The sequence below is a fragment of the Candidatus Tisiphia endosymbiont of Dascillus cervinus genome, from assembly GCF_964026405.1.
Lineage (GTDB): Bacteria > Pseudomonadota > Alphaproteobacteria > Rickettsiales > Rickettsiaceae > Tisiphia.
In genome coordinates, this window is sequence record NZ_OZ032146.1 from 115993 (window position 1) to 140717 (window position 24725).

The 24725-nt window shown below is 32.8% G+C and carries 22 protein-coding genes, 1 tRNA gene and 1 pseudogene; 16 read left to right on the plus strand and 8 right to left on the minus strand.

Features of this window, described 5'->3' with window-relative positions; all coding sequences use genetic code 11:
* Positions 1-144: 144 nt before the first annotated feature.
* From AAGD19_RS00540 to AAGD19_RS00550, 3 genes are all read right to left on the minus strand, one after another.
* A complete protein-coding gene (locus tag AAGD19_RS00540; RefSeq protein ID WP_341747874.1) occupies positions 145-936 on the minus strand; it encodes an MFS transporter in 792 nt (263 codons plus the stop codon).
* A 209-nt stretch (positions 937-1145) separates the two neighbouring features.
* Complete coding sequence (locus tag AAGD19_RS00545; protein ID WP_341747875.1) at positions 1146-1565, minus strand: type II toxin-antitoxin system VapC family toxin; 420 nt, start codon at positions 1563-1565, stop codon at positions 1146-1148.
* Positions 1562-1789 (minus strand): type II toxin-antitoxin system prevent-host-death family antitoxin, encoded by a 228-nt coding sequence (locus AAGD19_RS00550; RefSeq protein ID WP_341747876.1) that lies wholly within the window; start codon positions 1787-1789, stop codon positions 1562-1564. Before AAGD19_RS00550 ends, AAGD19_RS00545 begins: the two co-directional genes overlap by 4 nt.
* Before the next feature lie 217 nt (positions 1790-2006).
* On the opposite strand from AAGD19_RS00550, the gene AAGD19_RS00555 reads away from it, so the two are divergent.
* From AAGD19_RS00555 to AAGD19_RS00575, 5 genes and pseudogenes are all read left to right on the plus strand, one after another.
* A complete protein-coding gene (locus AAGD19_RS00555) occupies positions 2007-2762 on the plus strand; it encodes a hypothetical protein (RefSeq protein WP_341747877.1) in 756 nt (251 codons plus the stop codon).
* A gap of 428 nt (positions 2763-3190) precedes the next feature.
* Positions 3191-3945 (plus strand): annotated as a pseudogene (gene tatC / locus AAGD19_RS00560) (twin-arginine translocase subunit TatC).
* The gene (serS, locus tag AAGD19_RS00565; protein ID WP_341747878.1) at positions 3923-5218 is read left to right on the plus strand and encodes a serine--tRNA ligase; all 1296 of its coding nucleotides are present in this window, start codon (positions 3923-3925) and stop codon (positions 5216-5218) included. The pseudogene tatC and the gene serS overlap by 23 nt, the downstream one beginning before the upstream one ends.
* Positions 5219-5250: 32 nt before the next feature.
* On the plus strand, positions 5251-7689 hold the full coding sequence (locus AAGD19_RS00570) for a VirB4 family type IV secretion/conjugal transfer ATPase (RefSeq protein ID WP_341748402.1): 2439 nt from the start codon (positions 5251-5253) through the stop codon (positions 7687-7689).
* 16 nt (positions 7690-7705) lie between these two features.
* Positions 7706-11116: a hypothetical protein gene (locus AAGD19_RS00575; protein WP_341747879.1), complete on the plus strand. Its 3411-nt coding sequence runs from the start codon at positions 7706-7708 to the stop codon at positions 11114-11116.
* Between the two features lie 43 nt (positions 11117-11159).
* Here AAGD19_RS00575 and AAGD19_RS00580 read toward each other — a convergent pair whose 3' ends face one another.
* The 3 genes from AAGD19_RS00580 to AAGD19_RS00590 all read right to left on the minus strand — a co-directional run bounded on the left by AAGD19_RS00580 (position 11160) and on the right by AAGD19_RS00590 (position 13346).
* Positions 11160-11927, minus strand: a complete 768-nt coding sequence (locus AAGD19_RS00580; protein WP_341747880.1) for a 16S rRNA (uracil(1498)-N(3))-methyltransferase — start codon at positions 11925-11927, stop codon at positions 11160-11162.
* A gap of 530 nt (positions 11928-12457) precedes the next feature.
* Positions 12458-12973 carry a M15 family metallopeptidase gene (locus AAGD19_RS00585; RefSeq protein ID WP_341747881.1) on the minus strand — a complete coding sequence of 172 codons (516 nt, stop codon included), beginning with the start codon at positions 12971-12973 and terminating at the stop codon, positions 12458-12460.
* Entirely contained in the window at positions 12918-13346 is a 429-nt protein-coding gene (locus tag AAGD19_RS00590; protein ID WP_341747882.1) for a hypothetical protein, read from the minus strand. Before AAGD19_RS00590 ends, AAGD19_RS00585 begins: the two co-directional genes overlap by 56 nt.
* 499 nt (positions 13347-13845) lie before the next feature.
* Between AAGD19_RS00590 and AAGD19_RS00595 the strand changes: the two genes are divergently transcribed.
* The 10 genes from AAGD19_RS00595 to AAGD19_RS00645 all read left to right on the plus strand — a co-directional run bounded on the left by AAGD19_RS00595 (position 13846) and on the right by AAGD19_RS00645 (position 21642).
* Entirely contained in the window at positions 13846-13974 is a 129-nt protein-coding gene (locus tag AAGD19_RS00595) for a DUF1674 domain-containing protein (protein WP_410520814.1), read from the plus strand.
* A 7-nt stretch (positions 13975-13981) separates the two neighbouring features.
* Positions 13982-14449 (plus strand): type II toxin-antitoxin system RatA family toxin, encoded by a 468-nt coding sequence (locus AAGD19_RS00600; protein ID WP_341747883.1) that lies wholly within the window; start codon positions 13982-13984, stop codon positions 14447-14449.
* A gap of 174 nt (positions 14450-14623) precedes the next feature.
* Positions 14624-15343, plus strand: coding sequence for a UMP kinase (pyrH, locus tag AAGD19_RS00605; RefSeq protein WP_341747884.1), 720 nt, complete (start codon positions 14624-14626; stop codon positions 15341-15343).
* A gap of 3 nt (positions 15344-15346) precedes the next feature.
* A complete protein-coding gene (frr, locus tag AAGD19_RS00610) occupies positions 15347-15907 on the plus strand; it encodes a ribosome recycling factor (RefSeq protein ID WP_341747885.1) in 561 nt (186 codons plus the stop codon).
* A 131-nt stretch (positions 15908-16038) separates the two neighbouring features.
* A complete protein-coding gene (gene gatC / locus AAGD19_RS00615) occupies positions 16039-16338 on the plus strand; it encodes an Asp-tRNA(Asn)/Glu-tRNA(Gln) amidotransferase subunit GatC (RefSeq protein WP_341747886.1) in 300 nt (99 codons plus the stop codon).
* Positions 16339-16344: 6 nt separating this feature from the next.
* Positions 16345-17832, plus strand: coding sequence for an Asp-tRNA(Asn)/Glu-tRNA(Gln) amidotransferase subunit GatA (gene gatA, locus AAGD19_RS00620; protein WP_341747887.1), 1488 nt, complete (start codon positions 16345-16347; stop codon positions 17830-17832).
* A 35-nt stretch (positions 17833-17867) separates the two neighbouring features.
* Positions 17868-19379 (plus strand): NADH-quinone oxidoreductase subunit M, encoded by a 1512-nt coding sequence (locus AAGD19_RS00625; RefSeq protein ID WP_341747888.1) that lies wholly within the window; start codon positions 17868-17870, stop codon positions 19377-19379.
* A 154-nt stretch (positions 19380-19533) separates the two neighbouring features.
* Positions 19534-19824, plus strand: coding sequence for a hypothetical protein (locus AAGD19_RS00630; RefSeq protein WP_341747889.1), 291 nt, complete (start codon positions 19534-19536; stop codon positions 19822-19824).
* Between the two features lie 898 nt (positions 19825-20722).
* The gene (locus AAGD19_RS00640; RefSeq protein ID WP_341747890.1) at positions 20723-21319 is read left to right on the plus strand and encodes a hypothetical protein; all 597 of its coding nucleotides are present in this window, start codon (positions 20723-20725) and stop codon (positions 21317-21319) included.
* A 26-nt stretch (positions 21320-21345) separates the two neighbouring features.
* Entirely contained in the window at positions 21346-21642 is a 297-nt protein-coding gene (locus tag AAGD19_RS00645; RefSeq protein ID WP_341747891.1) for a hypothetical protein, read from the plus strand.
* A gap of 72 nt (positions 21643-21714) precedes the next feature.
* Here the strand turns inward: AAGD19_RS00645 and AAGD19_RS00650 are convergent.
* Positions 21715-21789 (minus strand) — tRNA-Asn (locus tag AAGD19_RS00650).
* 233 nt (positions 21790-22022) lie between these two features.
* Positions 22023-23123, minus strand: coding sequence for a rod shape-determining protein RodA (gene rodA / locus AAGD19_RS00655; protein WP_341748403.1), 1101 nt, complete (start codon positions 23121-23123; stop codon positions 22023-22025).
* Between the two features lie 214 nt (positions 23124-23337).
* On the opposite strand from rodA, the gene cysS reads away from it, so the two are divergent.
* Positions 23338-24720, plus strand: a complete 1383-nt coding sequence (gene cysS / locus AAGD19_RS00665) for a cysteine--tRNA ligase (RefSeq protein ID WP_341747893.1) — start codon at positions 23338-23340, stop codon at positions 24718-24720.
* Positions 24721-24725 lie beyond the last annotated feature (5 nt).

Consider the following 24725-nt stretch of genomic DNA (forward strand, 5'->3'; position numbering starts at 1 on the left):
ATATTTAACGCTGGTTTCATGTGAGGCTCGATACTAAAACATTTTTAATACAAACATATTTCTAAAAAATATAGTTTTTATTAAGTGTTTTAATGTTACAAATTAACTTCAAATGTTCATAAAACCTAGCTCTGCTCTTATAAATTAATTGGCAACTCGGGTTATTAAGAATAAGGCTATTACTGTTACTTTATTAGCTTTTTCCTGCCATATCGGGTTGTTTTCCAGTTTTTTGAGAACTATACCGGCAACATTTGAAGTCTGCTGAAGAGTTTTTTTTAGTTGACGTTTGGTATTAGCAAATTCTGGCGTTTCTCTAAGACTCTTTCTAGCTACTGTACCAACTAGTGCTACACTCGCTCCCATCCAAAATGCTATACGCCAATTAAATCCATAGGAGGTCACTAACGATGCTATGCCTAAAGCAGCGACTCCTCCTAAAGTAGCAAAAACCGAAACTGACGAAACAGCTGGATATTGGGCTGGTGGATTTATAGATTCAGTTAAATAAAGTACTGCTCCTACTGTCTCTCCCATAGAGGACATTCCTTGTAGTATACGGCATATGGTGAGCAACCAAGGAGCTGTAATACCTACTTGGGCATAGGTAGGTAGATTAGCTATTATAAGACATGATAAAGCCATTATAAAAGTCGTGATGATAACGGTATTCTTACGCCCTACATTATCACCTATCCAACCAACAATTAATGCACCAACCGGTCGAAAAACAAAGCCAGAACAGAAAGCTGTAGCAGAGTAAATTGCTGTAGTATGTGGATCATACTTTGGGAAAAATAGCTCATTAAGAAATACTGCCATATGAACATATAACATCAGGTCAAAATACTCTAGGAATGTCCCGGCTGAAAGCAGTCCGATGGCTTCTTTTTGTTTCCTTGTTAAACCTTTTTGTTCTTTATAGTTCCCTATCATTCATTCACCTTATAATTTTAATAGTACTATAAATATTGATAATTTGGTTAATTAATAGCAAGAAAAAATGATATAGTAGGCTAAAATAATTAAACTATTAGTGTAACAATATACTAGTACTTAATACAACCTAAAAGGTCGAGTGGAGATTTCTTTGACATAATTCAACTGAATTCACTATAAGTACATATTTGAAGTATTTTAGTATTTTAAATTATAGATTCTATATTTGCTATCTTACAGCTATTAGCCAAATTATTATCTAGAGTAGCAATGCTTGCTTCAAGGCGTAGGGATAATTCAAGGTAAGAAGCATCATAAGACGTTAGACCATATTTAGCTGCAATCCTTGCTATTATATGTAGAGATTCAGGGCTAGAACAAAATTTATCAATATTAATTGGAAGGGTATTTAAGAGGTGTAAATACTCTTCATAATTACTTTTAATAATACGCTGTTTTTTTAAGGATGATATAAGCACGTTGTTACATTCTAAAAAAAAGACAGCAGGGGCAAATATATTATATACTTTGTTAGAAATCTGATGGTAAATGTTATCGACCTTAAGCTGCTGTTCATCCGGTACAATCGATGACATGATGAATGAACAATCTACTACTAAATTCATTTTCTACCAAGATTTTTCATTTTAATAACATCATCTGTAGAGCCAAGAGGACTACGTTTTTTAAGTTCAGCAAGTTTTTTAAATAGATCATCAAATCGTTGGGAATAATATTTAGCTACAGGTATAACAAAAGCTACCTCTTTTCCTCTGTTTGTTATGCATAATTCTTCACCTGCTTCTACTTCTTTTATTAGCTCCGTTAAGTGAGTTTTTGTTTTAAACATACCAACTATTCTCATGAATCCTCTTTAATAAACTAGTTAATTTAACTAGTTTATTATATTTTAATAAGCAATGCAATATGCTAATCACAGTGATTAATCTATTTCATTTTACTTAAATAATCTTAATAATTTGCCTGCAAAAATTTTAAGATTAATTTATTAAGTTCTGAGTTTTTGGGTTCAAAAAGAATAAAAAATAAATATAAGAGAACAACAGATGTCAAAATTAAAACAGGCAAGATCAGAACTCGCCCCTTTAGATTTTAGCATAGTAAAAGATAAACAGGTAATAAACACTCCAAATTCTGACCAACCAAAAGTTAAACAGCAAAAGGATTATTCGAAAACAGAAACTCAATCTGATAAGATGTTATTATGTATTGATTGGGATGGAACAATAGTAAAAGGTTCCTTACACAATGCTCTTAGTAGTACTTTCAATCGTAAAAATTGTGTAGATCAATTTCTAGCAGATGAAACAAAAAATTGGAAAAATAAAGAGCTATTAGTAGAATTGTTACAAAAAGCATTAACTATAGGATGTCATATAGCTATTGTATCTTTTGTCTCATATCCTGATTGGATCAAATACGCTCTTGAGCAACTTGCTTTAGAATCGACTCTATTGGAAAAAATTTATGTAGTGTCGCATCCTCGTAGAGATGACTATGAAGGCAAACAGGAGCATATAGAGGAAGCCAAGAGGCATTTTGGTGTTTCTGAGAATAAGAAGGTTGTTTTAATAGATGATGATCCAAATAATGTGAATATCGCAAAGAAAAATGGTATGCAGGGGATACATGTTGAGGGTATTGAGTATTTAAATGAGGCTTTTGAGATAGTTACAACACAAGAACAAAAAGAAAATCAAATACAGATTAACTTTGATCAGCCAACAGAGAGTAAATTAGAACTGTTAGATAAAGTTCTTCCTTCCCTAGGAGATTTAGACTACCCTTATGACACATTATAGGGATTATACTATTTTGCTTTGAAGAAAAGACAATAGCAAAACTTCTAGGACTCCTAGTATAATTTTCATCAAAACTAAGGATTATTTCTCCCATTTTTCTTAAAGCTTTGTTATAATCATTCTAGTTACAAACCTTTTTTATAGATGGTATACTGCTCGTAGGATCATTTGAGTATACCGCTAGAGTCTTGGATAATGACGACGCAATTTTTGGTTTTCTATTCTAGAGTATATAGTATACTTCTGATGAGTTTTTTATCATTCTATTCAATTTTTAGGTTCATAACAACCTATTTTGACTATCCACGTTAGTAATACCTCCTCACGAAAGCAGGAACGTCCATATATGACATCCTAGGCTATTAAACCGATGTCTTACATCAAACTGAGGTTATATACCTACTTAAACTTGTACATTTGGTTAATTTATGAAGTTATATACTTTTAAAGAGCATTTTTTAGAGCTAAAGGCTAGGTTCTTACGAGTATTTGCTGCATTCATTATTGGTTTTATTATTTGTTATTGTTTCAGTAACGATATATATAACATTTTATTAGAGCCACTTGCAGAATTAGATCATGCTGATATAAGGAAAGTGATCTATACTGGTCTTACTGAAGCATTCTTTACTTATATAAAACTTGCAGCTTTTGTTTCTTTTGTCATGATTATGCCAATTATCGCTATAGAATGTTTTTTATTTATAAGACCTGGGTTATATTCAGGTGAGAAGAAATATGCTGCTTTTATTCTTTTTATGTCGCCTGTTTTGTTTTGGTGTGGGAGCATCTTTGTATTTTATTTTGTTATGCCGCGTGCATGGCAATTTTTTCTAAGCTTTGAAGATAATAATGCTATTATTCCACTAATTCTAGAAGCTAGAATTAGTGAATATTTAAACTTAGTAATTCAGTTAATTATTGCGTTTGGTATAGCTTTCCAATTACCAATTATTATGTTAATATTAAATTTATTAAAAATATTAACAGCAAAAGACTTAGTGGACAAAAGAAGATCGTCTATAGTAATTATTTTTATTATTGCTGGTATTTTAACTCCACCGGATGTACTTAGCCAATTTGCCCTTGCAATACCAATGCTTTTATTATATGAAACTTCAATTATTATGTGTAAATTTGTAGAAAATCGAGGAAGTTAAATGTTAGATATAAAGTGGATTAGGGAGAATAAGCAGGAATTTGATGATCTACTTATCAAAAGGGGAATTCCCCCAATGTCCGATAAAATTACTAAACTAGATGAAAGCAAACGCCAGCTAACTAATCTTATTCAGCAATTTCAGCATGCAAGAAGGAAAAAATCTAGGGATCATCTAGGCAACATGCCTAACAAATTTAGTAAAGAATTTGAAGAAATAAAGCGTGATGTGGATCACATAAATGAGAAACTGGAAGAACTGAATTTAAAATTAAATAGTAATCACCAGTTAAACGATATGTTAGAGGTATTGCCAAACCTTCCTGATCCTGACGTACCATATGGCACTGATGGCAGTATGAATAAACTGCTTAAAACAGTAGGAGACATTACAACAAAACTATCTCTTCCATTACCTAAGCAACATTTTGAACTTGGTGAAAGTTTAGGGATGATGGATTTTGTACGTACTGCTAAAATGTCTGGTAGTAGGTTTGTGACTCTAAAGGGAGATTTAGCAAGGCTAGAACGTGCATTGATTAATTTTATGATTGATACACATACTCAAGAATTTGATTTTACTGAACTATCTCCTCCATCTTTGGTGCGACCAGCTGCTATGTATAATAGTGGTCAATTGCCAAAATTTGCAGAAGAGTCGTTTGAAACGGTGAATAATTACAGGTTAATTCCAACAGGTGAAGTACCTCTCGTTAATATGGTGGCCGATACCATAATAGCTAGGGAAGAATTGCCTATACGTTATGTTGCTTACACACCCTGTTACAGATCAGAATCTGGAAGTAGTGGTAGAGATACTAGAGGTATGATACGTATGCACCAGTTTGGTAAAGTTGAGTTGGTTACAATAACTACTGCAGAAGAATCTCAGCGTGAACATGAATATATAACTAATGCAGCTGAAACCATTCTAAAAAAACTTGATCTACCATATAGAGTTATGTTGCTTTGTACTGGAGATATGGGATTTACTGCCAAAAAGACCTATGATTTGGAAGTATGGTTGCCTGGTCAAAATCTATACCGTGAGATTTCAAGTTGTTCTAATTGTGGAGATTTTCAGGCTAGAAGGATGAAAGCTAGATATAAAGAATTTGGTAGCAACGAAACCACTCTTGCCCATACTTTGAATGGTTCTGGTTTACCAATTGGTAGGACAATAATCGCAATTCTAGAAAATTACCAAAATGCAGATGGTTCAATAACAGTTCCAGATGTTTTGGTGAGTTACATGGGTGGGTTGGAGCGAATTCATACCACTAAAGAGTATAAATAACATGTATTTGATAGGTATCATTGGTGTTCAAAATAGCTAGCAACTCAAGAAAAGTTGATAAGGATTTATATAATAATTCTGCAGAGGATTTCATTCCAATTGCTTGTCATTATAATGAGAATACTTTGTTAACTAAGAATGGTGAACTACTCCAAACTATCCAAATAAATGGTATCAATGCAGAAAATATTAGCACTAAGTTATTCAATTTACGAGAAGTAGTGCGTAATGCGATTAAGAAAAATGTTCGTAATAAAAATTTTGCATTTTGGATACATACTGTACGACGTAAGACAAACTTAGATGACCCAACTTCTTACAATAAATTGTTACCAGCTAATATTCACAATTTATGGCAAAAAAAGAATTACTGGGATGATAAATTTGTTAACACCTTATATATCTCAATAATTTATGATTCTGCTAAAATTAAAGTTAAAAATCTCAACTCTTTAATAACTTCTTTGTTTTTTGATAAAGTTGTCAGTCTCCAAAATAAGTACTTAAGTAGTGTTTTTGAAATACTAAATAGCACTGTTGATACAATACTTTTGGATTTACAAGATTTCGGTGCAGTAAAGTTAGGAATAAGATTTGAAGGGGAAGAATCTTACTCTGATTTGATGTTTTTATATCGTAGAATAATTCATCTCAACGAAGAATATTGCTTAGTACCGATTGCAAATCTATCTAATGCTTTAGCCTCTAATCAATATGCAGTTGGTAACGATAAGATTGAAGTAATAAGTAGGCATGATAAAAAGTTTGCCTCCATTATTTCAATAAAGGAATATCAAGAAGTATCATCAGCTGCACTTGATGGATTCCTACAATTACCTGTGGAATTAATAGCAACAGAAATATTTTACTTCGTTGATAAAAAAGAAGTATCTAAAACATTTGAACAACAGGCATATATTTTACAAGTTAGTAAGGATACTAAACTTGCTGAAATTACAGGAATAGATAAGATAATGAACCTTGATGCTTCAATCCCGAACCAATTTTGTAAACAACAAATTTCTATTGCTATTATAGGGTCAGATTTGGAGAAATTGGATCAATCAATTGCCCAAGCATCTAAGGAACTTGCTAAAATTGGTATTGTCCATGTGCGGGAAGATATAAACTTAGAGCAAACATTTTGGGCACAGCTCCCAGGGAACTTTTCCTATGTTAGGAGGCTCGCTCCCACAATTATAGAAAATACCGCCGCTTTGGCCTCATTACATAATTTCCCGACCGGAAACCAAAATAACATATGGGGTAAAGCAGTGACTTTGCTTAGAACAGAAAAAGGAACTCCTTACTTTATGAATTTTCATGCTAAAAGTAATAATAGAGGAAATACTTGTATTTTTGGCACAGCTAATACTGGTAAGACTGTACTAACAAATTTTTTAATTTCTGAAGCAACTAAATACAAGCCAACAATATTATATCTTTCCAATAATAATAATTCAAAGATTTTTGTTGAATCAATTGAAGGGCAGTGGTTTGAAAAGGAGAAGAACCTAATAAATCCATTTCTACTAGATGATACTCTAGAGTCAAGGCATTTCGTTATCGAATTTCTTAAGATAATTTGCAATCATTCTTTTTACCCTCTAACCAAAGCAGAATTAGCTTTTCTAGAAAACTTCGCTGATAAAATTTGGACTTTAGATAATAAAGATCGTAATTTTTCCTCCATTTTAAAAACAATGGACTTTTCTATAGAAGATGGAGATTTAATTAAACTAAGGTTGACTGATTATACAAAAGGAGGATTATATGATGGTATATTTGATAGTGATAAATTCCCTTTATCTGAAGGCGGCATAATCGGATTTAATTTGTATCCTTTTTCTGGGAAGTCTTTTACTGAACGTTTTTATCCAACAGATAGAAAACTTCTAGAAGATTTTTCAATGAATTTGACTAAGCATAATAGTTTATGTGCAGGATTAATATATGCTTTTAATTATCACTTAACTATTATAGGGAAGAGTCCAAAAATATTAGCAATAGATAATCTAGATTCCTTGTATAGACCGGAAAATTTTGATAACATATCACAAATGATTTCTGATAGATTGCTGAGTAATAATGGAATAATGGTTAGTAATTTTAATTTTAGTTATCTACAGTCAACAAAAACAAAGGTGCTACAGAATTGGTTGGATTTAATAGACACTAAAATAATTTTACCATCAGAAATAAAATCACAGTATTTAGAACAAATTTTAGGATTAAATGAATCAGAAATAAATAAATTATCGAAATTTACAATTGCTTCTAGAATGTTCTTAATAAATCAAAATAATCAATCTATTGCTTTGGAGTTAAGTATAGGAAGTTTAATTGGCATTATCAAGATTCTATCCTGTAGAACCGAGGAATTAAAAATATATCAAGAAATATTACAACAATATCCAGGACATCCTGATAATTGGATTAATCCTTTGTATATAGCATTAAATCATATTTAGTTGTAAGAGGAGTTTGGTGCTAAAAAAATATTATCTAGCATTTTTTTTGTTGATTTACTCTAGCAAGAGTTATTCTTCATTTTGGGATGGAGTTGCACAATGTCTAAGTGATCCTTGCAATTGCGGGTATAGTGAGATAAATGAAACATGGAATGGAAGTATAAAACGAACAATAAAGCCAAATCCTATATGCCCACCATGGAATAGGCGGGATGGACGTGATACAGATAATTGCTTGGTTCAATTTAACCCTCCTGAGATATTTATTGGATTTTATCTTCAGCACTGTGCGGAACGTACACCAGAAAGCTCTTATTTTTCACCAAAGATTCGTATAAGAACTCAAAGTTGTAATGCAGTTGCATGCTGGAATCAATCCACTACTTTGAATTGGGATGGTGAATGCATAATATGGCCTGGGGCTTATGCCCTACCCTTACTCAGAATTTGTGCTAGGGTTGCTGTTCCTGCAGTTGCACCAACAGCCTTGAATAGTAAAGGAACGCCAGCAGACCCTGGTTATACACCTGGAAAACATTTGAATGATGTTGGCTTTACAGAAGATGATAAACCGATTATTGGAAGTGATGGAAAACCGATCGTTGGAGATGATGGAAAACCGTTTAATAGACCAAAGCTATGTGCATATAGTGATCCTGGCTTGGTAAACCTCGTCTCAGCTACCGGAGTTCACTTAGATCCGATGGACTGGAATCCAATAAGACAACCTCTTCATAAAACAGATGAGTTACACCCTATTGCAAAAATTCTAAAGTTTTTAATAGAAATTAAGTCTAGTATGAGTATATCAGTACTATTAGGTAAGTTATTAGACATGATTGCTTCTGACAATACACCAGGTCTTGATGTTATAAAAGAAATAGTTAAATGGATAGGATATATTTTTGAACAACAATGGATGTATGAGGTGGCAAAAAAAATAGTAGAAGCACTTGGTGCACTAAATCGTTCTGTTGATGACTACCAATTTGGTTGCGTTGAATTACCATTAGGTCCTTTTCCACCACCATATTGCCCTAAATTAAAACAGTTCATTATTACTCCTACGACAAAGCTTGTATGCAGTAAAAAGAAAGGTAATTTATTTGTTCAATCTTCAAATGCACCATGTGTGGTGTCTAAATTAAGAAATAATTTTATTCATAATGTCGTACGTGTTAGTTTAGACAATCTTGTACCTCTTTGTAGAAATAAAGAAAATCCACAAGAAACCGATAAATGTGTAGTAATAGATAATCTTGGTCCATTTTCTTCAGCCAAAGGAATTCATATTGCTACCGCTCAACGCGATGCAATAAAAAAATGTTCAGCTAATGATAAAGAACGTTGTGTTAACACAAAAATTCTCTTTGAATGTACTATTGAGGATGGTTGCAAAGATGGCTTTAGGATAGTTTACGCACAAAAAGTAGGTGATCATTCTACACCAAGTAGTTACTATGTTGATGATTTACCTGATTGTAATAGCGAAGAAGCAAATGGTAAGATTACTTGTCAAGAAATATGGGGCATAAATATTGGTGAGTTTATTGATGTTAGTCTTGCATTTCCTCCTATACAAGGTCAAGATCCTACAAGTTTACTACCGCTCAAAAAAACCTTTAAGCTCAGAGATAATGTCAGTGACAGGACTTTTGTTGCTTCAATTACTAGGAATACTATATTGGATACTACCTTAAATCCTAATCTTCGTCGTGATCCAAAATCTATTTGTGTAGCGGAAGGAGATAACTTGGTTGGTTGTGAAGACAGAGTAACAGATGGTTACCAAATCCTAACCTATCCGTGTGGAGGACTTCCTGGAGTTACTTGCCATAATAATAGCTATTATAACCCTCAATTTATTGCGTCAATAGTGTCAGACGATAAAGGGAATACTGTTGATTCAACTAGTACTGTTATTACACCATTGTCGGTTACTCAGTCAATAGCAGGCGAGACAGAAGCAATAATAAATTTAGCAGGATTTAATTTTACTTCCTTCATGGCATATATTTCTAATACCCCCCCCACTATATATACTGCTATGCCATTTTCTGGCAAAAAATCTATGAATCCTTTAACGATATATGGTAATTATAAAGACGACAAGATCCCCTATGATGCTAAGACGGGAATTCCTACTACAGATGCTGTATATTTAAAGAGTCTTGAATATATAAATGGTAAATATATTCAAGGTGCAACGCATGGTTGTTTACAATTAAAAGATATAGACAAATGTATTCCTGGAGTAAATAATACTAACTGTATACTAGCAAGACTACTTGAATCAGATACAGTTGATTGCTCAAAATTTAAGACAAAAAGTATGCAATACCTAGGTCTGCAAATCTGTCAGGATACTCATACTGGTTGTAACTCTGCGGAGACTATAGACGATCTTAAGACAAAGGGTATTATGATTTATAAATGTGATAACTCTATGTATTGTTATAAAAATAATCGTAAGCCAAATGTTGAAGTATGTAAAGTGTCTGTAGATAGTAATAATAGAATCGATCCTTCCCCGTCACTAGGTCCTACAATAAACACTGATGGGCAGCATTATACTGCTAAGTTTAATGAGCAAGGTATTCTTGTCGATAAGGATGGTATTTCTCTTGACAAAACTGCTGCAATCCGAGATAAAACCCCACAAGAATTAGGTTTTTGTACTTCAGTTCTTGCCCCTAAATGTCAAGCAATTACCACCCCGACTAATGCCAGTGGTAACGCAACATGGTCTAGCACAGAAACAGATGATCCTGACACAAAAATAGGTGATTTGGCACTAGGTACTTGTAAGCCTGGTTGGGTATTAATTGATCCGAATAAACCACTACAACGTTATTGTCTATCAAATATCGATACTAAAACAGTGGTCTTTGAAGCCTTACCGGATGGTGTTGGATGTAAAGAGAATATTGGTCTTAATTTCAAATATACAAGTGATAAAAAAGATTTTCCTGTTAACAATAACTACGATACTTTAACTAAGGTTGGAACCTTTATACTTGGTGGACCATACCGTTCTGCAGCACATACTTACGATACATTTTATTGCGTAAATTATGAGTTTGATATACCAAATACTAACATGCTAAACTCTTTCACCATAGGTGGTACTGGCTCATATTATGATGATTACATAATGATTAAAGTTAATAATCAGCTTATTCATACTGGTCCTGATAACTTTAACTCTATGGAATGTAGAAATTACAATGCTGACCGTACTCACTGTGATGTTTACATTTCTAGAAATGGCAAATTTGTAAAAGCATCCGACATAGGTAGAGCTAATAACCTAGCACAACTTAATCTTATGCCACATTTACAAAATGGTAAAAATAATATTAATACTTGTGTGGGAATAGTTGGTGGAGGAACTTTAAATGTTACTATTAAATATCAACTGAAATAACCTGAGTTTGATAAAGACATCAGGCTATCACCATTACTATTAGTCAATTTAGGAGGATTGGTTTAGTTGCAACGCAACTAGCTGTGAATAATTTAATTTGTGCTAGACATGTTGCTACAGCAGTTTCAGTTCGGAGGATATTTGACCCTAGACTTATTGATAAAGTATTAGGTCTTAATGAAAGCATTTGGAGTTCATTTTGTGAAAAACCACCTTCTGGACCAACAACAACTGAAAGATTTGCCGAAATATCTGATGAGTGTATAGGCATGATTTTTAATAATGTATTATTTTCATCTTCATTTTCATTAGCATATATTATAGAATTATCTAGGTTTTGGTCGAGGAAAAGACTAAGTGATGTTAATGGCATAAGAATGGGCGGTGTTAAATGTTCGGATTGTTCTGTAGACTCAATAATACATTTCATCAATTTTTGATTATTAACATTACGAAATTGAGATCTTTCTGTGATTAATGGAATAATTTTTGTCACCCCAAGTTGTACAGCCATATCTATGGCATCTAACATTCTATCACTTTTAATAATAGATATTCCTAAAGTAAGTTCAGGTTCAACTGTTGCTTTTCTTAAAATATTAGTAAGTCCAACATGTAAATTGTTTTTTGTAATACCAGTAATTTGTGCTATAAACTCACCATCTGTGCCGTTAAAAATTCTAAAATGATCGCCAACCTTTAGTCTTAATACTGTTTTAAGGTAGTGACTATGATCTTCTGCAAGATTTAACGAATAATTTTCAATTAATTTGACATTGCTATATATTCTATGAAGACGAGAAATTTTCATAATTTTAACTTCAACAGTCAATTACTAGGTTGACAGAATTTTTAGTTATAGCACTTAACATATATGTTCATATTAGTGCTACAGTTGTAGATTGAATAAATTCTCTAACCGTCATATATGGACGAAGTCCATTGGATGGGTTTGGACGGAGTCCATGCCATCATTGCGAGGAGCAACTTTAGGCGACGAAGCAATCCAAAAGTTGCAACAGCACGCTGTTTATTTGGATCGCCACGCCACTCCGTGGCTCGCGATGACGGTTGTTTGTTCTTATAACCTAGGAGGCTGCCTGCAATAACTAAAGTAATTCTATATTTGACTCTTTTTGGCTGCTAATAAACAGGATTTTCTTGAAATAGATACACATCCTATCAAAAATCCTATTTATTCTCGCCGAAAAACAGCTCAAAATATAATTAATTAGTCATCTCCGACGCCTCCTAGCACTAATATGAACATATATGTTAAGTGCTATAACATAGTGGAGTAAAAAAGTTGCTATAATTAAGAAGAAATAATTGTATTACTTACTAATGATTTACAATACACTTTGATAAAATCTCATATGCCTGTTCTGACGTTAGACTTAATATTTCTGGTGATTTTTTTAAACATTGCATAAACATGTTAGGGTTCTTTTTATAAAGTTCAACAAACTGATTATTATTACGATCCATTGAGTTAAACATTTGTGGCGTTTTAGTGTAGAGCTTAAAAAGAATACATCCATCATTATAGTTCATAACTGCTAATAATTGTGCCATAGCCCCAGATGTTTGGAAATGTTGCCAATCTATAGGAGTGTTCCACTTTCCTCCCCAAACACTAAAACCATTCTTAGCAAAAAGATCGATTATTACTTCACTCATTCCGGGTCTAATATTGGTTCGATTGAGATAACTTGATCCTGCCGCAGGCTCCACAGCAACTGACCCTGTCTGATTTATATCACTTGGAATAGAAAGGTAAGGATTTTGAATTGGATTAATATCAATTGCAAGACCATATGAATGTATAGAAGGTAAGCCCCCCTCCTGTAATTTCACGACAATTGAAACTAGAGCTATTATTATCTGCCATACTTTTGTCATCATCACCATCATAATTTTCAACAGTACGTGCTTTAGCAATAGGGTATTTTAAGGCATATATTCTTTTCAAAATGACGACAACATGCTCAGAAGCAGCATCAAAAATAACTAGTTCTCCATCATGGTGTATTACAGAATTAAAATCATAATAAGGGAATTTAATAAGTCTCAATCGATTTAGATTAACTGGACATCCATCATGCCATACTTTCTTCTTGATCATTTCTTGTTTCGATGCTTCAGATAACGGCTCTACTGTAAAATCAGCAGCTCCTACTTGCAATATATTTATAAAAAAAATATATAATATTATTATTAGCCTATACATAATAATAGCACCCAAAATATAGTAATATATTCTAAAAACCTCAATTCTGGATAAGAATTAGTTAATTCTTATCCAGAATTGGCTTTAATATAAGGAAAAATGCATTCTTAAAGCGGTTTTGCGAATGCATTTTAATTTATTAGCAAATGAAATATTTAACAATCAGGCGTCAAACCGCTTTAAGCCTGATTGTTTACTTCTCATTCCAATTTCGGATTAATTGCATTAATCCGAAATTGAGGTTAAAAAGTATCCTAAACCAGTAAAAAAGTCAATCATTTATTATTTAGAGGGATTTGGCAAACTAAATGTCATATAATTTCACCTTATGCGGAATAGAGAAGAGGTTGAAAAAACTGCAATATAGAATATACTAAATACAAAAATTGATTACAATGATACAACACTAGGAGTCTGTCGGAGATAATTAATTAGTTATCTTCGACAGACTCCTAGCTATACAAATACGTAATTATTGCAAGAGGAAACTAGTACATTTATGGATAACAAAAAAGACACTACCATAAAAGATGAAAAAGAAAAGCCAAAGGAAATAGGTGGTTTTAAAGGTCAAGAACCCACTACCCACGGAGATTGGCAGCATAAAGGTAGAGTAACTGATTTTTAAAGAATTTATGCCAAGTTTTCATCAAGCCAAAATCCTACCATATAATGTACAAGAATTATTTCACTTAGTTCTTGACGTAAAGTCATATCCTGAATTCTTACCATGGTGTAGGGCGGCTAGAATCATCTCAGAGAGTGAGAATCAAATTATAGCTGAATTAGTAATTCAGCTAAAAGGTTTTTCAGACAATTATCAATCAAGAATTATATACTCAAATGATTTGAATAAGCAAAGATATTTCATTGAAGTAGAGGCAATCTCCGGACCATTTAAATATTTAAAAAATTTATGGCAATTTTCTCAAGAAGATAGTGGTAGTAAAATAGAGTTCTTTATTGATTTTAAGATGAAATTTGCAATAGTTGACAAGTTAGTTAATATATTTTTTACTGATGCTACTGAAAAAATGGTTGATGCATTTGAAAAAAGGGCAGATACTATGTTAACTAAAATAAACTTAGCAAACTACTCTTGAAATAGGGATCAAAATAGCATAAAAGGCTATTAAATACTATAGATTTCTGCCTTCGCGGGAATGACATCATGTGAATTCGGGATAAGAATTAGTTAATTCCTATCCCGAATGGGGGTACATCGAGAGTATATTTAGGGTTTACATAGAAAATTTATAAAATCAAGAATTTAATTTATGTCCTCTTTGAAATATAAACGAGTCTTGTTAAAAGTTTCTGGCGAAGCCTTAATGGGCAACAAACAATTTGGTCATGAGTACTCTATAATCTTAGGAATTGCTGAAGATATAAAGGAAGCAATTGATCTTGGAATAGAAGTATGTGTAGTCGTCGGCGGTGGTAATATTTATCGTGGCACTGATGTCTTATTTGGCATGGAAAGAGCTGCTGGTGATTATATTGGCATGCTTGGCACGGTAATAAACGCACTTACTCTACAAAATATTATGGAAAGTTTAGGTGTTCATACTAGAGTCCTTTCTGCAATCCCTATGATGAGTGTTTGTGAGCCTTATATACGTCGTAAAGCAAAAAAACATATAGAAAAAGGTAGAGTAGTAATTTTTGCCGGTGGTACTGGTAATCCATTTTGTACTACTGATAGTGCAGCTGTTTTAAGAGCAATTGAAATGAGCTGTGATTTATTACTAAAAGGTACTAAGGTTAATGGTGTATACGATGCAGATCCGACAAAGAACCTTAATGCAGTGAAATATTCTACTATAAGTTATACTAATCTTTTAAAAGATAATTTGCAAGTTATGGATATTGCTGCTATTGCTGTGGCTAGAGAAAACAACTTGCCAATCAAGGTATTTTCCATTAAAGAGAAAGGTAATTTTGCAAAAGTACTGCAAGGAAAAGGTGAATACACAAAAATTCAAGAAGGTGAATAAAGTATGGATAAAGCAACTATACGTAAAGAATTACAATCAAAAATGGATAGTTCGATAAGAGTATTAGATCACGAACTCAAGGGACTCAGAACTAGTCGAGCTTCAGTTAACTTACTTGACCCTGTATTGGTTGAAGCATATGGAGATAAAGTACCATTGTCGCAAGTAGCAAGTCTCTCAACTCCAGATGCACGAACTATTACTGTACAAGTGTGGGATAAATCTATAGTAAAATTTGTAGAAAAAGCTATTATAGATACAAATTTGGGTCTAAACCCATCATCAGATGGACAGCTAATAAGAATCACAATACCGTTACTTACTGAAGAACGCCGCAAAGAACTTGTTAAATTTGCTCACAAATATGGAGAAAATACTAAAATTGCCTTGCGTAATATAAGAAGGGATGGTAATGAAGATTTAAAAAAGTTAGAAAAAAACAGTATCATAACTGAAGATGAACAACATAACCTATCAGAAGAAATCCAAAAATTAACTGATGAGTATAGTAATAAAGTAGACTTGCATGTTAAACAAAAAGAACAAGAAATACTGACTATTTAAGTCTAAAAATAGGTGTCATTCCTCAAAGAGATGCCACCTAAATGACTTAGGTATATTTTTCATAAAATAGCCATAAACTATTAGTGCAGACATATTTCATGCTATAATGACTATAATATTTAAGGTATATAATGATTACAAATGAAGAAGTACAAAAAATAGCAAAACTTGCTATGTTTAATTTTACCCAAAAAGAGATAAGCAGTTTTGCCCATCAATTAACTGATATGATGAATATGATCAACGTTTTAAACGATGTAGACTGTAGTAACGTTGAACCACTTACTTCTGTTTGTGATATGCACCAAAGAATGCGAAAAGACCAAGTATTGTATGGTGACATTTCTGATGAATTATTTGCTAACTTGCCAAATGATAAAGCAGAACTTGCCAAAGAAGTAAAATGTTTTGTAGTACCAAAAGTAGTATAGTAAAATATGTCAGAAATTATAAAATTAACCATCACACAAACCCTTAAAGCCTTAAAAAATAAAGAATTTTCGTGTGTTGAGCTGACTAAAGCACATATTAAAGAAATGGACAAACATAAAGAGTTAAATGCTTATATTACTGAAACTACAGATATTGCTTTAGAGCAATCTAAAATTGCTGATCAAAATTATCATAATGGAATAGCAAGACCCTTAGAAGGAATTCCTATTGCTGTAAAAGATCTTTTTTGTACAAAAGGAGTACTAACTACTGCCGCCTCAAAAATACTCAGCAACTTTGTACCAACATATGAATCTACTGTAAGTAAAAATGTTCAAGATCACGGTACAATAATGCTTGGTAAGGCTAATATGGATGAATTTGCCATGGGATCGGCTAATATTACTAGCTATTTTGGTAACGTTATTAGTCCTTGGAAAGCGATAGATGCACCTACAACTCCGATAGTCCCTGGTGGGTCTTCTGGAGGCTCGTCAGCTGCTGTCAGTAGCTTTTTAGCTATGGCAGCTCTTGGAAGTGATACAGGAGGTTCTGTTCGCCAACCTGCCAGTTATACTGGGATTGTCGGATTCAAACCAACATATGGTCGTTGTTCTAGATATGGTATGATTGCTTTTGCCAGTTCGCTTGACCAAGCTGGAGTACTTACAAGAACTGTTGAAGATACTGCTTTAATGCTACAAGCCATGATTGGTTTTGATGAAAAGGATTCTACTTCTATAAACTCTGAAATACTAGAGCTAAGATCGGCATGTAATAGTAGTGCAAAAAACATGAAAATAGGTGTACCATTTGATATTATGAAACAAGATGGTATACAACCGGATATTATTAAGATGTGGCAGCATACTATTGATATTCTAAAAAATGATGGGGCAGAAATTATTGATATTTCATTACCCTATTCTAAATATGCTCTAGCTGCATATTACGTTATAGCACCTGCTGAAACCTCATCTAATTTATCTAGATATGATGGTATAAGATATGGAATCAGGGTAGGAAATGAGGGAATATCCATTGAGGAAATGTATGAAAAAACAAGAACTGCTGGCTTTGGTGCTGAAGTTAAAAGACGTATTATGATTGGTACTTATTTACTTTCATCTGCTTTTATGGATGCTTATTACTTAAAAGCCCAAAAAATAAGACGCTTGATTTCAGATGATTTCAAGAAAGCTTTTGCACAAGTTGAAGCAATAATTTTGCCATCTGCACCATCCGAAGCTTTTAACTTAGGTGAGAAACAAGATAATCCTGTGACAATGTATTTAAACGATTTATTTACTATTCCAGCTAGTCTTGCCGGTCTTCCTTGTTGCTCTGTACCTGCTGCATTATCTTCTAGAGGTTTGCCTCTTGGCATGCAAGTAATAGGAAAAGCCCTTGATGAATATAATACTCTAAAGGTAGCAGCAGCAATTGAGCGTGGTTCAAGAGATATTAGTTTTGTATATTCTAATAAACGCTAAAGTTATCGGAGTTAATTTGATTATTAGAGCTTAAAATGTCCGGGTTACCGATCTTATCAATAAGTATTTTTTTGCCTTTAGTAAGTGCATTATATATTCTGCTATTTATCAACCAAAGTAGGTCAGTAAATAAGCAAGCCCAAAATAAACAAGTTTATGCGATGTATGTCGCAGTTTTAAGCTCTATCCTAACCCTAATATCTACTATTTATTTATTAGTTCAATTTGATAATACATCAAAACTTTATCAATTTGTAGAATGCTATAGTTGGATTCAATCTATAGGTCTTGAATTCCACATTGGAGTTGACGGAATTTCAATATTCTTTATTGTTCTGACAAGCTTTTTAACCCTTATCTGTATTATAGCTAGCTTATTTACCGTCAAAAAATATATCAAAGAATTCTTATTTTGTTTTTTATTAATTGAGTCTTTTTGCATTGGGGCTTTCTGCTCAATGAATTTACTATTATTTTACTTATTTTTTGAAGTAATATTGATCCCTATGTATATAATTATAGGAATTTGGGGAGGCGAAAATAAAGTTTATGCTGCTGTAAAATTCTTCCTCTATACTTTTTTGGGGTCGGTATTTTTCTTATTGTCACTCATATATATTTATAGCCAAGTTCATAGTTTTAATATGCTTGATCTAAATGAATTAGTACCTTCATTAACATTACCGGTGCAGAGGGTTTTATGGTGGGCAATCTTTATAGCCTTCGCAGTGAAAGTTCCTATGCTGCCGTTCCATACGTGGCTTCCTGATGCACACGTACAAGCACCAACTGCTGGATCTGTCATTTTGGCTGGTATATTGTTAAAACTTGGAGCATATGGGTTTTTACGTGTATCATTACCAATGTTTCCAAATATATCAAAAGAATTTGCATTTTATGTATTAGTGCTGAGTATTTTTGCTGTAATATATGGTTCACTAGTAGCACTGACTCAAAGAGACATGAAAAAGATGATAGCTTATTCATCGATAGCTCATATGGGCTATGTGACTGGAGGGATTTTTAGCTTAACAGAAGCTGGGATTAAGGGAGCCGTATATCAAATGATTAGTCATGGTACTGTGGCATCTGCTTTGTTTTTGATAATTGGTACTTTGTACGATAGATTGCATACTAAGGAGATAGACAAATATGGTGGAGTGGCAAATAAAATGCCAATACTTGCCACCTTTTTCATGATTGCCATGCTTGGCTCTATAGGTTTACCAGGCACTAGCGGTTTTATAGGAGAATTTTTAAGTTTGGTAGGTATTTATCAAGCTAATGTAGTAGCAGCTATTATAAGTAGTGTTGGCATTATTCTTGGAGCTGTTTATATGCTAAAACTTTATAAGGAAGTAATGCTAGGACAAATTACTAATAATCAGGTTATAAGTTTTAAAGATCTATATCTTTATGAGATACTTGCAATTATGCCGCTTTGTGTAGCAATAATTTATTTAGGTTTGTTACCAAATACAATTATGAACATACTGGATTTATCAACTCATAAAATCTTATCACAAATACCTTGTGTTGTAAAATAATTACTTAAATTAACTTAATTATTATTATTTTAATGATTTAACGATTTTTTTAGATATTTATAAATTAATTTTATATTATTACTTGTAAGACTCAAACAACTATGCTAGGGTTTATTAAAATCTTTCTTAACTATAGAATTAATAGGTTATACAAATGTTAAAAGACAATTTAAATTCAGAAATTATTACTAACGAATTAAATGTTGAAACAGAAAAGATTGAAGAAACAGAAGAAGAAAGAGAAAACCGCTTAGATCGTGAAGAATCGGCTAGAAAATTAAAGGCAATTATATTTGTCGTTATCCCACTTTTGGTTGGGTTTCTAACGTTTACTTATTTCTTTCTTAATTCAATAGAGGAAAAAAGTAAGCTTTTGAAACAAGAACAGTCAAATCAACAGTTAGATCAACAGACTGATCAAAATACTCCAACAAAAACCAAGTAAACCCTAAGTTCACATGCTTTGCTGAGTATAGGAGTATTATATCCTAGTTCAACATTCCATGTGGTGTAGGGGCTGCCTCATAGTACCCTACATTTTTCTATAATCGTCATAGCAAGGCTCTTTAGATGCCGTGGCGATCTAGGTAAACAGCTAAGCTGTTTTTTTAGAGTAACGCTTCGCGTATCCTAGATTGCCGCGTTGCCGCTTTTTCGCGACTCCTCGCTAATAGACGATCAGTAGCCATTTTAATAGTGGTTATATAAAAAATGTAGGGTACTATGGGGCTGCCTTTGCAATCAAGGTTTTATTATGTGTATACTCGAATGATTTGGAGAAGTGTAACTTGTTACATCGAATTCAGGTGATTTGAAAATGCGGGGCGAGTGAGCGGAACATATATTTAGTCACACTACTGGACAAAAAAGTTAGCTTGGTTGCACAAAGTGTAACATATAAAATATGCAATATCATAAAATATTAAATTACTTTTAACTGTTTCTTAATTATATAAAGTGCGAAACTCCTGATATACTACATTCTCACTTTATGCAAGCAGTTATTTGAAAATTTTTGTAAACATTCATAATGGCATCGTCAAGTTAAGCTAAAAAATAATTTGGATTGCATAATAGATAGTATATATTTATAGAATGGTTTCATAATAATCACGTAATCTATTACTTATATTTATGTACATCAATAAACCTCCAAAGAGACATCGTTTTCCAGTTAGTATTATCAGTCATACAGTATGGTTATATCATAGGTTCAATAACAGTTATCGTGATATTCAGGAACATATGGTCTATCATGGGATTATACTAAGTCATGAAACAGTGAGGTTTTAGTGTTATAAGTTTGTACCTAATTTCCAATATGTAATAAGAAAAAGAGGTTTATGCAACAAACAAATAAGTTAATCTTTAATTACAAAAAAACATCTCATATACCATGCATATTTAATAATCAGTCATTTATTGTAATTCGGTCATTTAAAAGTAGTAATGAGGACTATTTTGTAATAGTTAATATTAATACTCTAGAAGTTAAGATAGTCGCTCAGAACTTATGTGCTTACCGTAAGAGTGATCAATATGGCAGATATTTCTCATTAAAGGAACTTGAATCTTCTGTATATTATAGATCATTGTATTATTTTAATAATATAAAAGATAGTAGAGAGAATCAAGGACTCAAGAATATTCCAGGAGTCAAAGGATGTTTTTTATCCATAGATATGTGTCCATCAATAAAAATGTTAGAACATAATTTATTTGATGCAATTTTAAAAACTGCTAAAAGAAGTCAAGAAATAAACCTATTAATAGCTGTAAGTGGTTTATGGATAGCAACACATCTAGAAGACTTTATGTGGTTACAAACTCTTCCAACCCAAAATATAAAATCACGTGGGTTAATCATAGTTTTAGTCATATTTTCTACCCTGATAAAGATTTTACAGACAATTTTTTATTACTACCAAATACTGATATAGAAAATGAAATATTACAAACCGAACACTTGCTAATTGAAAGGGGCGAATTACCCTCTCCATTTTTTAGATTTCCTGGGTTAGTAGCCAGTCAAGAAATATTAGATATATTAACTTCTTATGGGCTAATACAATTAGGTGCAAGTGCGTGGATACATAAGCTTCCTGAACATGAGACAGTTAAAGATGGTGACATAGTACTAATCCATGGAAATGGTAATGAAGATAAAGTAGCCCTAGATAAATTGATTAAATTAGTTCAATCAGATCAGTTTTTATGGAAAAATTTACAAAAAGAACTAAGTTTGAGTAATACACTGCTATGATTTCAAGAGATAAAGTAGCTTACTAAAATACTCCCGTTTGATATATCCGAAAAAACTACTACTAGTCTTGAATGGCTCCCCGGGCCGGACTCGAACCAGCGACCGAACGGTTAACAGCCGTTTGCTCTACCACTGAGCTACCGAGGAACATTTGCCTTTATATAGACTAGGTTTCTTATAACAAATCTTTTGACTATGGTCCAGTATTTTCTTATTTTATCTATAAAAAATAAATAGAACTTTTACAGAATTCGTTTATGCTGAGGAATTTAAAGGCGACTTGAAACCTCAACCTGCAGCGTACTCAAATGTATGTGATGAGCAGATACCGGCAGCACGTACAAATTACCAACAGAAGTGGTATTATGCAAGAGGTCTATTTAAGAAATATTACTATGCTGGTGTACCTGAGCATTCATTATTAATCCAAAACCAATAAGCATTGATACCATCATTGTACCGCCGTAAGATATAAAAGGTAAAGGCACACCTACCACTGGCAATAATCCCATTACCATAGCTATATTTATAAATACATGACTAAATAGGATTGATGTTATGCCTATTACCATCAGTTTACTAAATATAGCCCTACAATTCACAGCAATCATTAATGAAATTATTATAATTGCAGAATAAAGAATTAACAGAAACAAACTACCAACAAAACCAAATTCTTCAGAAAAAGTAGCAAAGATAAAATCGGTCTGATGCTCTGGTAAAAAATCTAGATGGCTTTGGCTACCTTTAGCTAGCCCCTTGCCCCACAACCCACCAGAACCAATAGCGATTTTTGATTGAATAATGTTATATCCAGCTCCAAGAGGATCTTTTTCAGGATCAAAAAAAACCATGATTCGTTTTCTTTGGTAATCATGCATCACTTGCCACATAACTGGTATGCAAGTAAGGACTATAATACCAATTATCACAAAATTTCTCACTCTAAAACCAGCAGCAAAAAAAATAATACTAGCAATAATGATATTAATCACTCCAGTACCTAGATCCGGTTCTTTTATTATCAGTATAACTGGTACTATCACACCTATTATAGGCAATAATATCCTGTAAAATCTAGCACAGTTCTCAATTTTTAGTTGATGAAAATACCTAGCTAACATTAACACTAATGCTAGTTTTGTTGGTTCAGAAGGCTGAACACGGATAACTCCTAAATCTATCCAACGCTTTGCTCCCATAGAAATAGAGCCAAAAAGCTCAACACTAACTAATAAGATAATAATAGCAATATAAAATATGTATGAAAACTTAAATATATATTTTATATCAATGGTTGCAATAATAATCACAACTGGTAAAAACAGGAGAAAATGCATCATCTGCTTATACGCCCAAGGGTGAATATTACTATCTGAAGCGGAATACAGTACAACAAAACCAATGCTACAAATCACACTAATAAGAATAATTAAAGTAATCGGTAGTTTCTTTAGTTTTTCAAAATAATTTCTTTGAATTGACATTCTAGGTAGATATCCATAAAAATTAGTTGTAAAATGACATTAGACCTCTTTCGAAACTCTACTTCTGCTGGTGATTTATACGTCGATGCAGTACTCGAATCCGTAACGGAACCAGAGTACGCTGCGGTTAGAGGTGAAGCGTCTCCTTCAAATCCCTCAGCACAAGCGAGTTTCGAAAGAGGTCTATTATTGATTATGATTAAAAAACATGAAATTATTATTACATAACACACTTACTCACAAGAAAGAAGTTTTCGTACCGCTAGATAGTAATTTAATAAAAATGTATGTTTGCGGACCAACTGTCTACGATCATCCCCATATTGGTAACGCTAGGTCCGTAGTAGTATACGATATTTTATACCGCTCACTAAGCAAAATATTTGGTCAAAATCATATAAAATATGTGCGTAATATTACCGATGTTGATGATAAGATAATAAATAGAGCCAAAGAACTCAAAATAACGATTTCTGACTTAACAGTTAGAATCACCGAAGAATTTCATGCTAATATGCAATATCTAGGTTGCAAAACGCCAAATATCGAGCCAAAAGCCACCATGCATATTGATGACATGATTGTGATTATTCAAAAATTACTTGACCTAAATCACGCTTATATCGCAGATAATCACGTTTATTTCGATATTTCTACCGCCCCGAATTATACAAAATTATCAAATCGTAATCTTGATGAAATGCTAGAGGGAGTGCGTATTGAAAATAATCCATCAAAAAAGCAATCACATGATTTTGTATTATGGAAGCCAGCTGGTAAAGATGAAGAAATATTGGCAAATTTCAATAGTCCTTGGGGAAGAGGTAGACCAGGCTGGCATATAGAATGTTCAGCGATGAGCTATAAATATCTCGGAGAAAATTTTGACATTCATGGTGGAGGGGCAGATTTAATTTTTCCTCATCATACTAATGAGATAGCACAAAGTACATGTGCTTTCCCGAACTCTCACTTTGCTAAATATTGGGTGCATAATGGATTTCTGACCTGCAATGGTGAGAAAATGAGTAAATCGCTTAATAATTTTATTACTGTAAAAGACTTGATAGATAAAAAAATCCCTGGTAGCGTAGTTAGATTACTGTTACTGAGTAGCCACTACCGTAAACCATTAGATTACAACAATAAAGCTCTAGAAGATGCTACAAAAACCATAAATTATTGGTATAGAGCGATAGAAAATTTAGACATTAACAAACTTGACGTTCAGAACATTCCAGAAGAATTTTTATCTCACTTATTCGATGATATGAATACACCTCTAGCCATTAAAGTAATAAACGATTATGCTAAACTGATCTTTGCAAGTAACAAAGAAGATGATAAATACTTATATGCCTCTTACTTACTTTCATGCAGCAATTTTATAGGTCTAATGACCCAACCAGCTAGTAGGTGGTTTTACTGTGAAATAAATGATGAACCGATTCTCCAACATATTGAGCAACGTAGGCAAGCTAAATTACAAAAAAATTGGTTACTAGCTGACCAAATTCGTCAAAATTTATCAAAAGATGGCATAATTCTAGAAGACAAACTAGATGGATCAACTAGTTGGAGAAAAGTTTAATTAAG

Coding starts and splice junctions, on each gene's coding strand:
- AAGD19_RS00540 (WP_341747874.1), bottom strand. CDS start 936: ATGATAGGGAACTATAAAGAACAAAAAGGTTTAACAAGGAAACAAAAA.
- AAGD19_RS00545 (WP_341747875.1), bottom strand. CDS start 1,565: ATGAATTTAGTAGTAGATTGTTCATTCATCATGTCATCGATTGTACCG.
- AAGD19_RS00550 (WP_341747876.1), bottom strand. CDS start 1,789: ATGTTTAAAACAAAAACTCACTTAACGGAGCTAATAAAAGAAGTAGAA.
- AAGD19_RS00555 (WP_341747877.1), top strand. CDS start 2,007: ATGTCAAAATTAAAACAGGCAAGATCAGAACTCGCCCCTTTAGATTTT.
- serS (WP_341747878.1), top strand. CDS start 3,923: ATGTTAGATATAAAGTGGATTAGGGAGAATAAGCAGGAATTTGATGAT.
- AAGD19_RS00580 (WP_341747880.1), bottom strand. CDS start 11,927: ATGAAAATTTCTCGTCTTCATAGAATATATAGCAATGTCAAATTAATT.
- AAGD19_RS00590 (WP_341747882.1), bottom strand. CDS start 13,346: ATGTATAGGCTAATAATAATATTATATATTTTTTTTATAAATATATTG.
- AAGD19_RS00595 (WP_410520814.1), top strand. CDS start 13,846: ATGGATAACAAAAAAGACACTACCATAAAAGATGAAAAAGAAAAGCCA.
- AAGD19_RS00600 (WP_341747883.1), top strand. CDS start 13,982: ATGCCAAGTTTTCATCAAGCCAAAATCCTACCATATAATGTACAAGAA.
- pyrH (WP_341747884.1), top strand. CDS start 14,624: ATGTCCTCTTTGAAATATAAACGAGTCTTGTTAAAAGTTTCTGGCGAA.
- frr (WP_341747885.1), top strand. CDS start 15,347: ATGGATAAAGCAACTATACGTAAAGAATTACAATCAAAAATGGATAGT.
- gatC (WP_341747886.1), top strand. CDS start 16,039: ATGATTACAAATGAAGAAGTACAAAAAATAGCAAAACTTGCTATGTTT.
- gatA (WP_341747887.1), top strand. CDS start 16,345: ATGTCAGAAATTATAAAATTAACCATCACACAAACCCTTAAAGCCTTA.
- AAGD19_RS00625 (WP_341747888.1), top strand. CDS start 17,868: ATGTCCGGGTTACCGATCTTATCAATAAGTATTTTTTTGCCTTTAGTA.
- AAGD19_RS00630 (WP_341747889.1), top strand. CDS start 19,534: ATGTTAAAAGACAATTTAAATTCAGAAATTATTACTAACGAATTAAAT.
- AAGD19_RS00640 (WP_341747890.1), top strand. CDS start 20,723: ATGCAACAAACAAATAAGTTAATCTTTAATTACAAAAAAACATCTCAT.
- cysS (WP_341747893.1), top strand. CDS start 23,338: ATGAAATTATTATTACATAACACACTTACTCACAAGAAAGAAGTTTTC.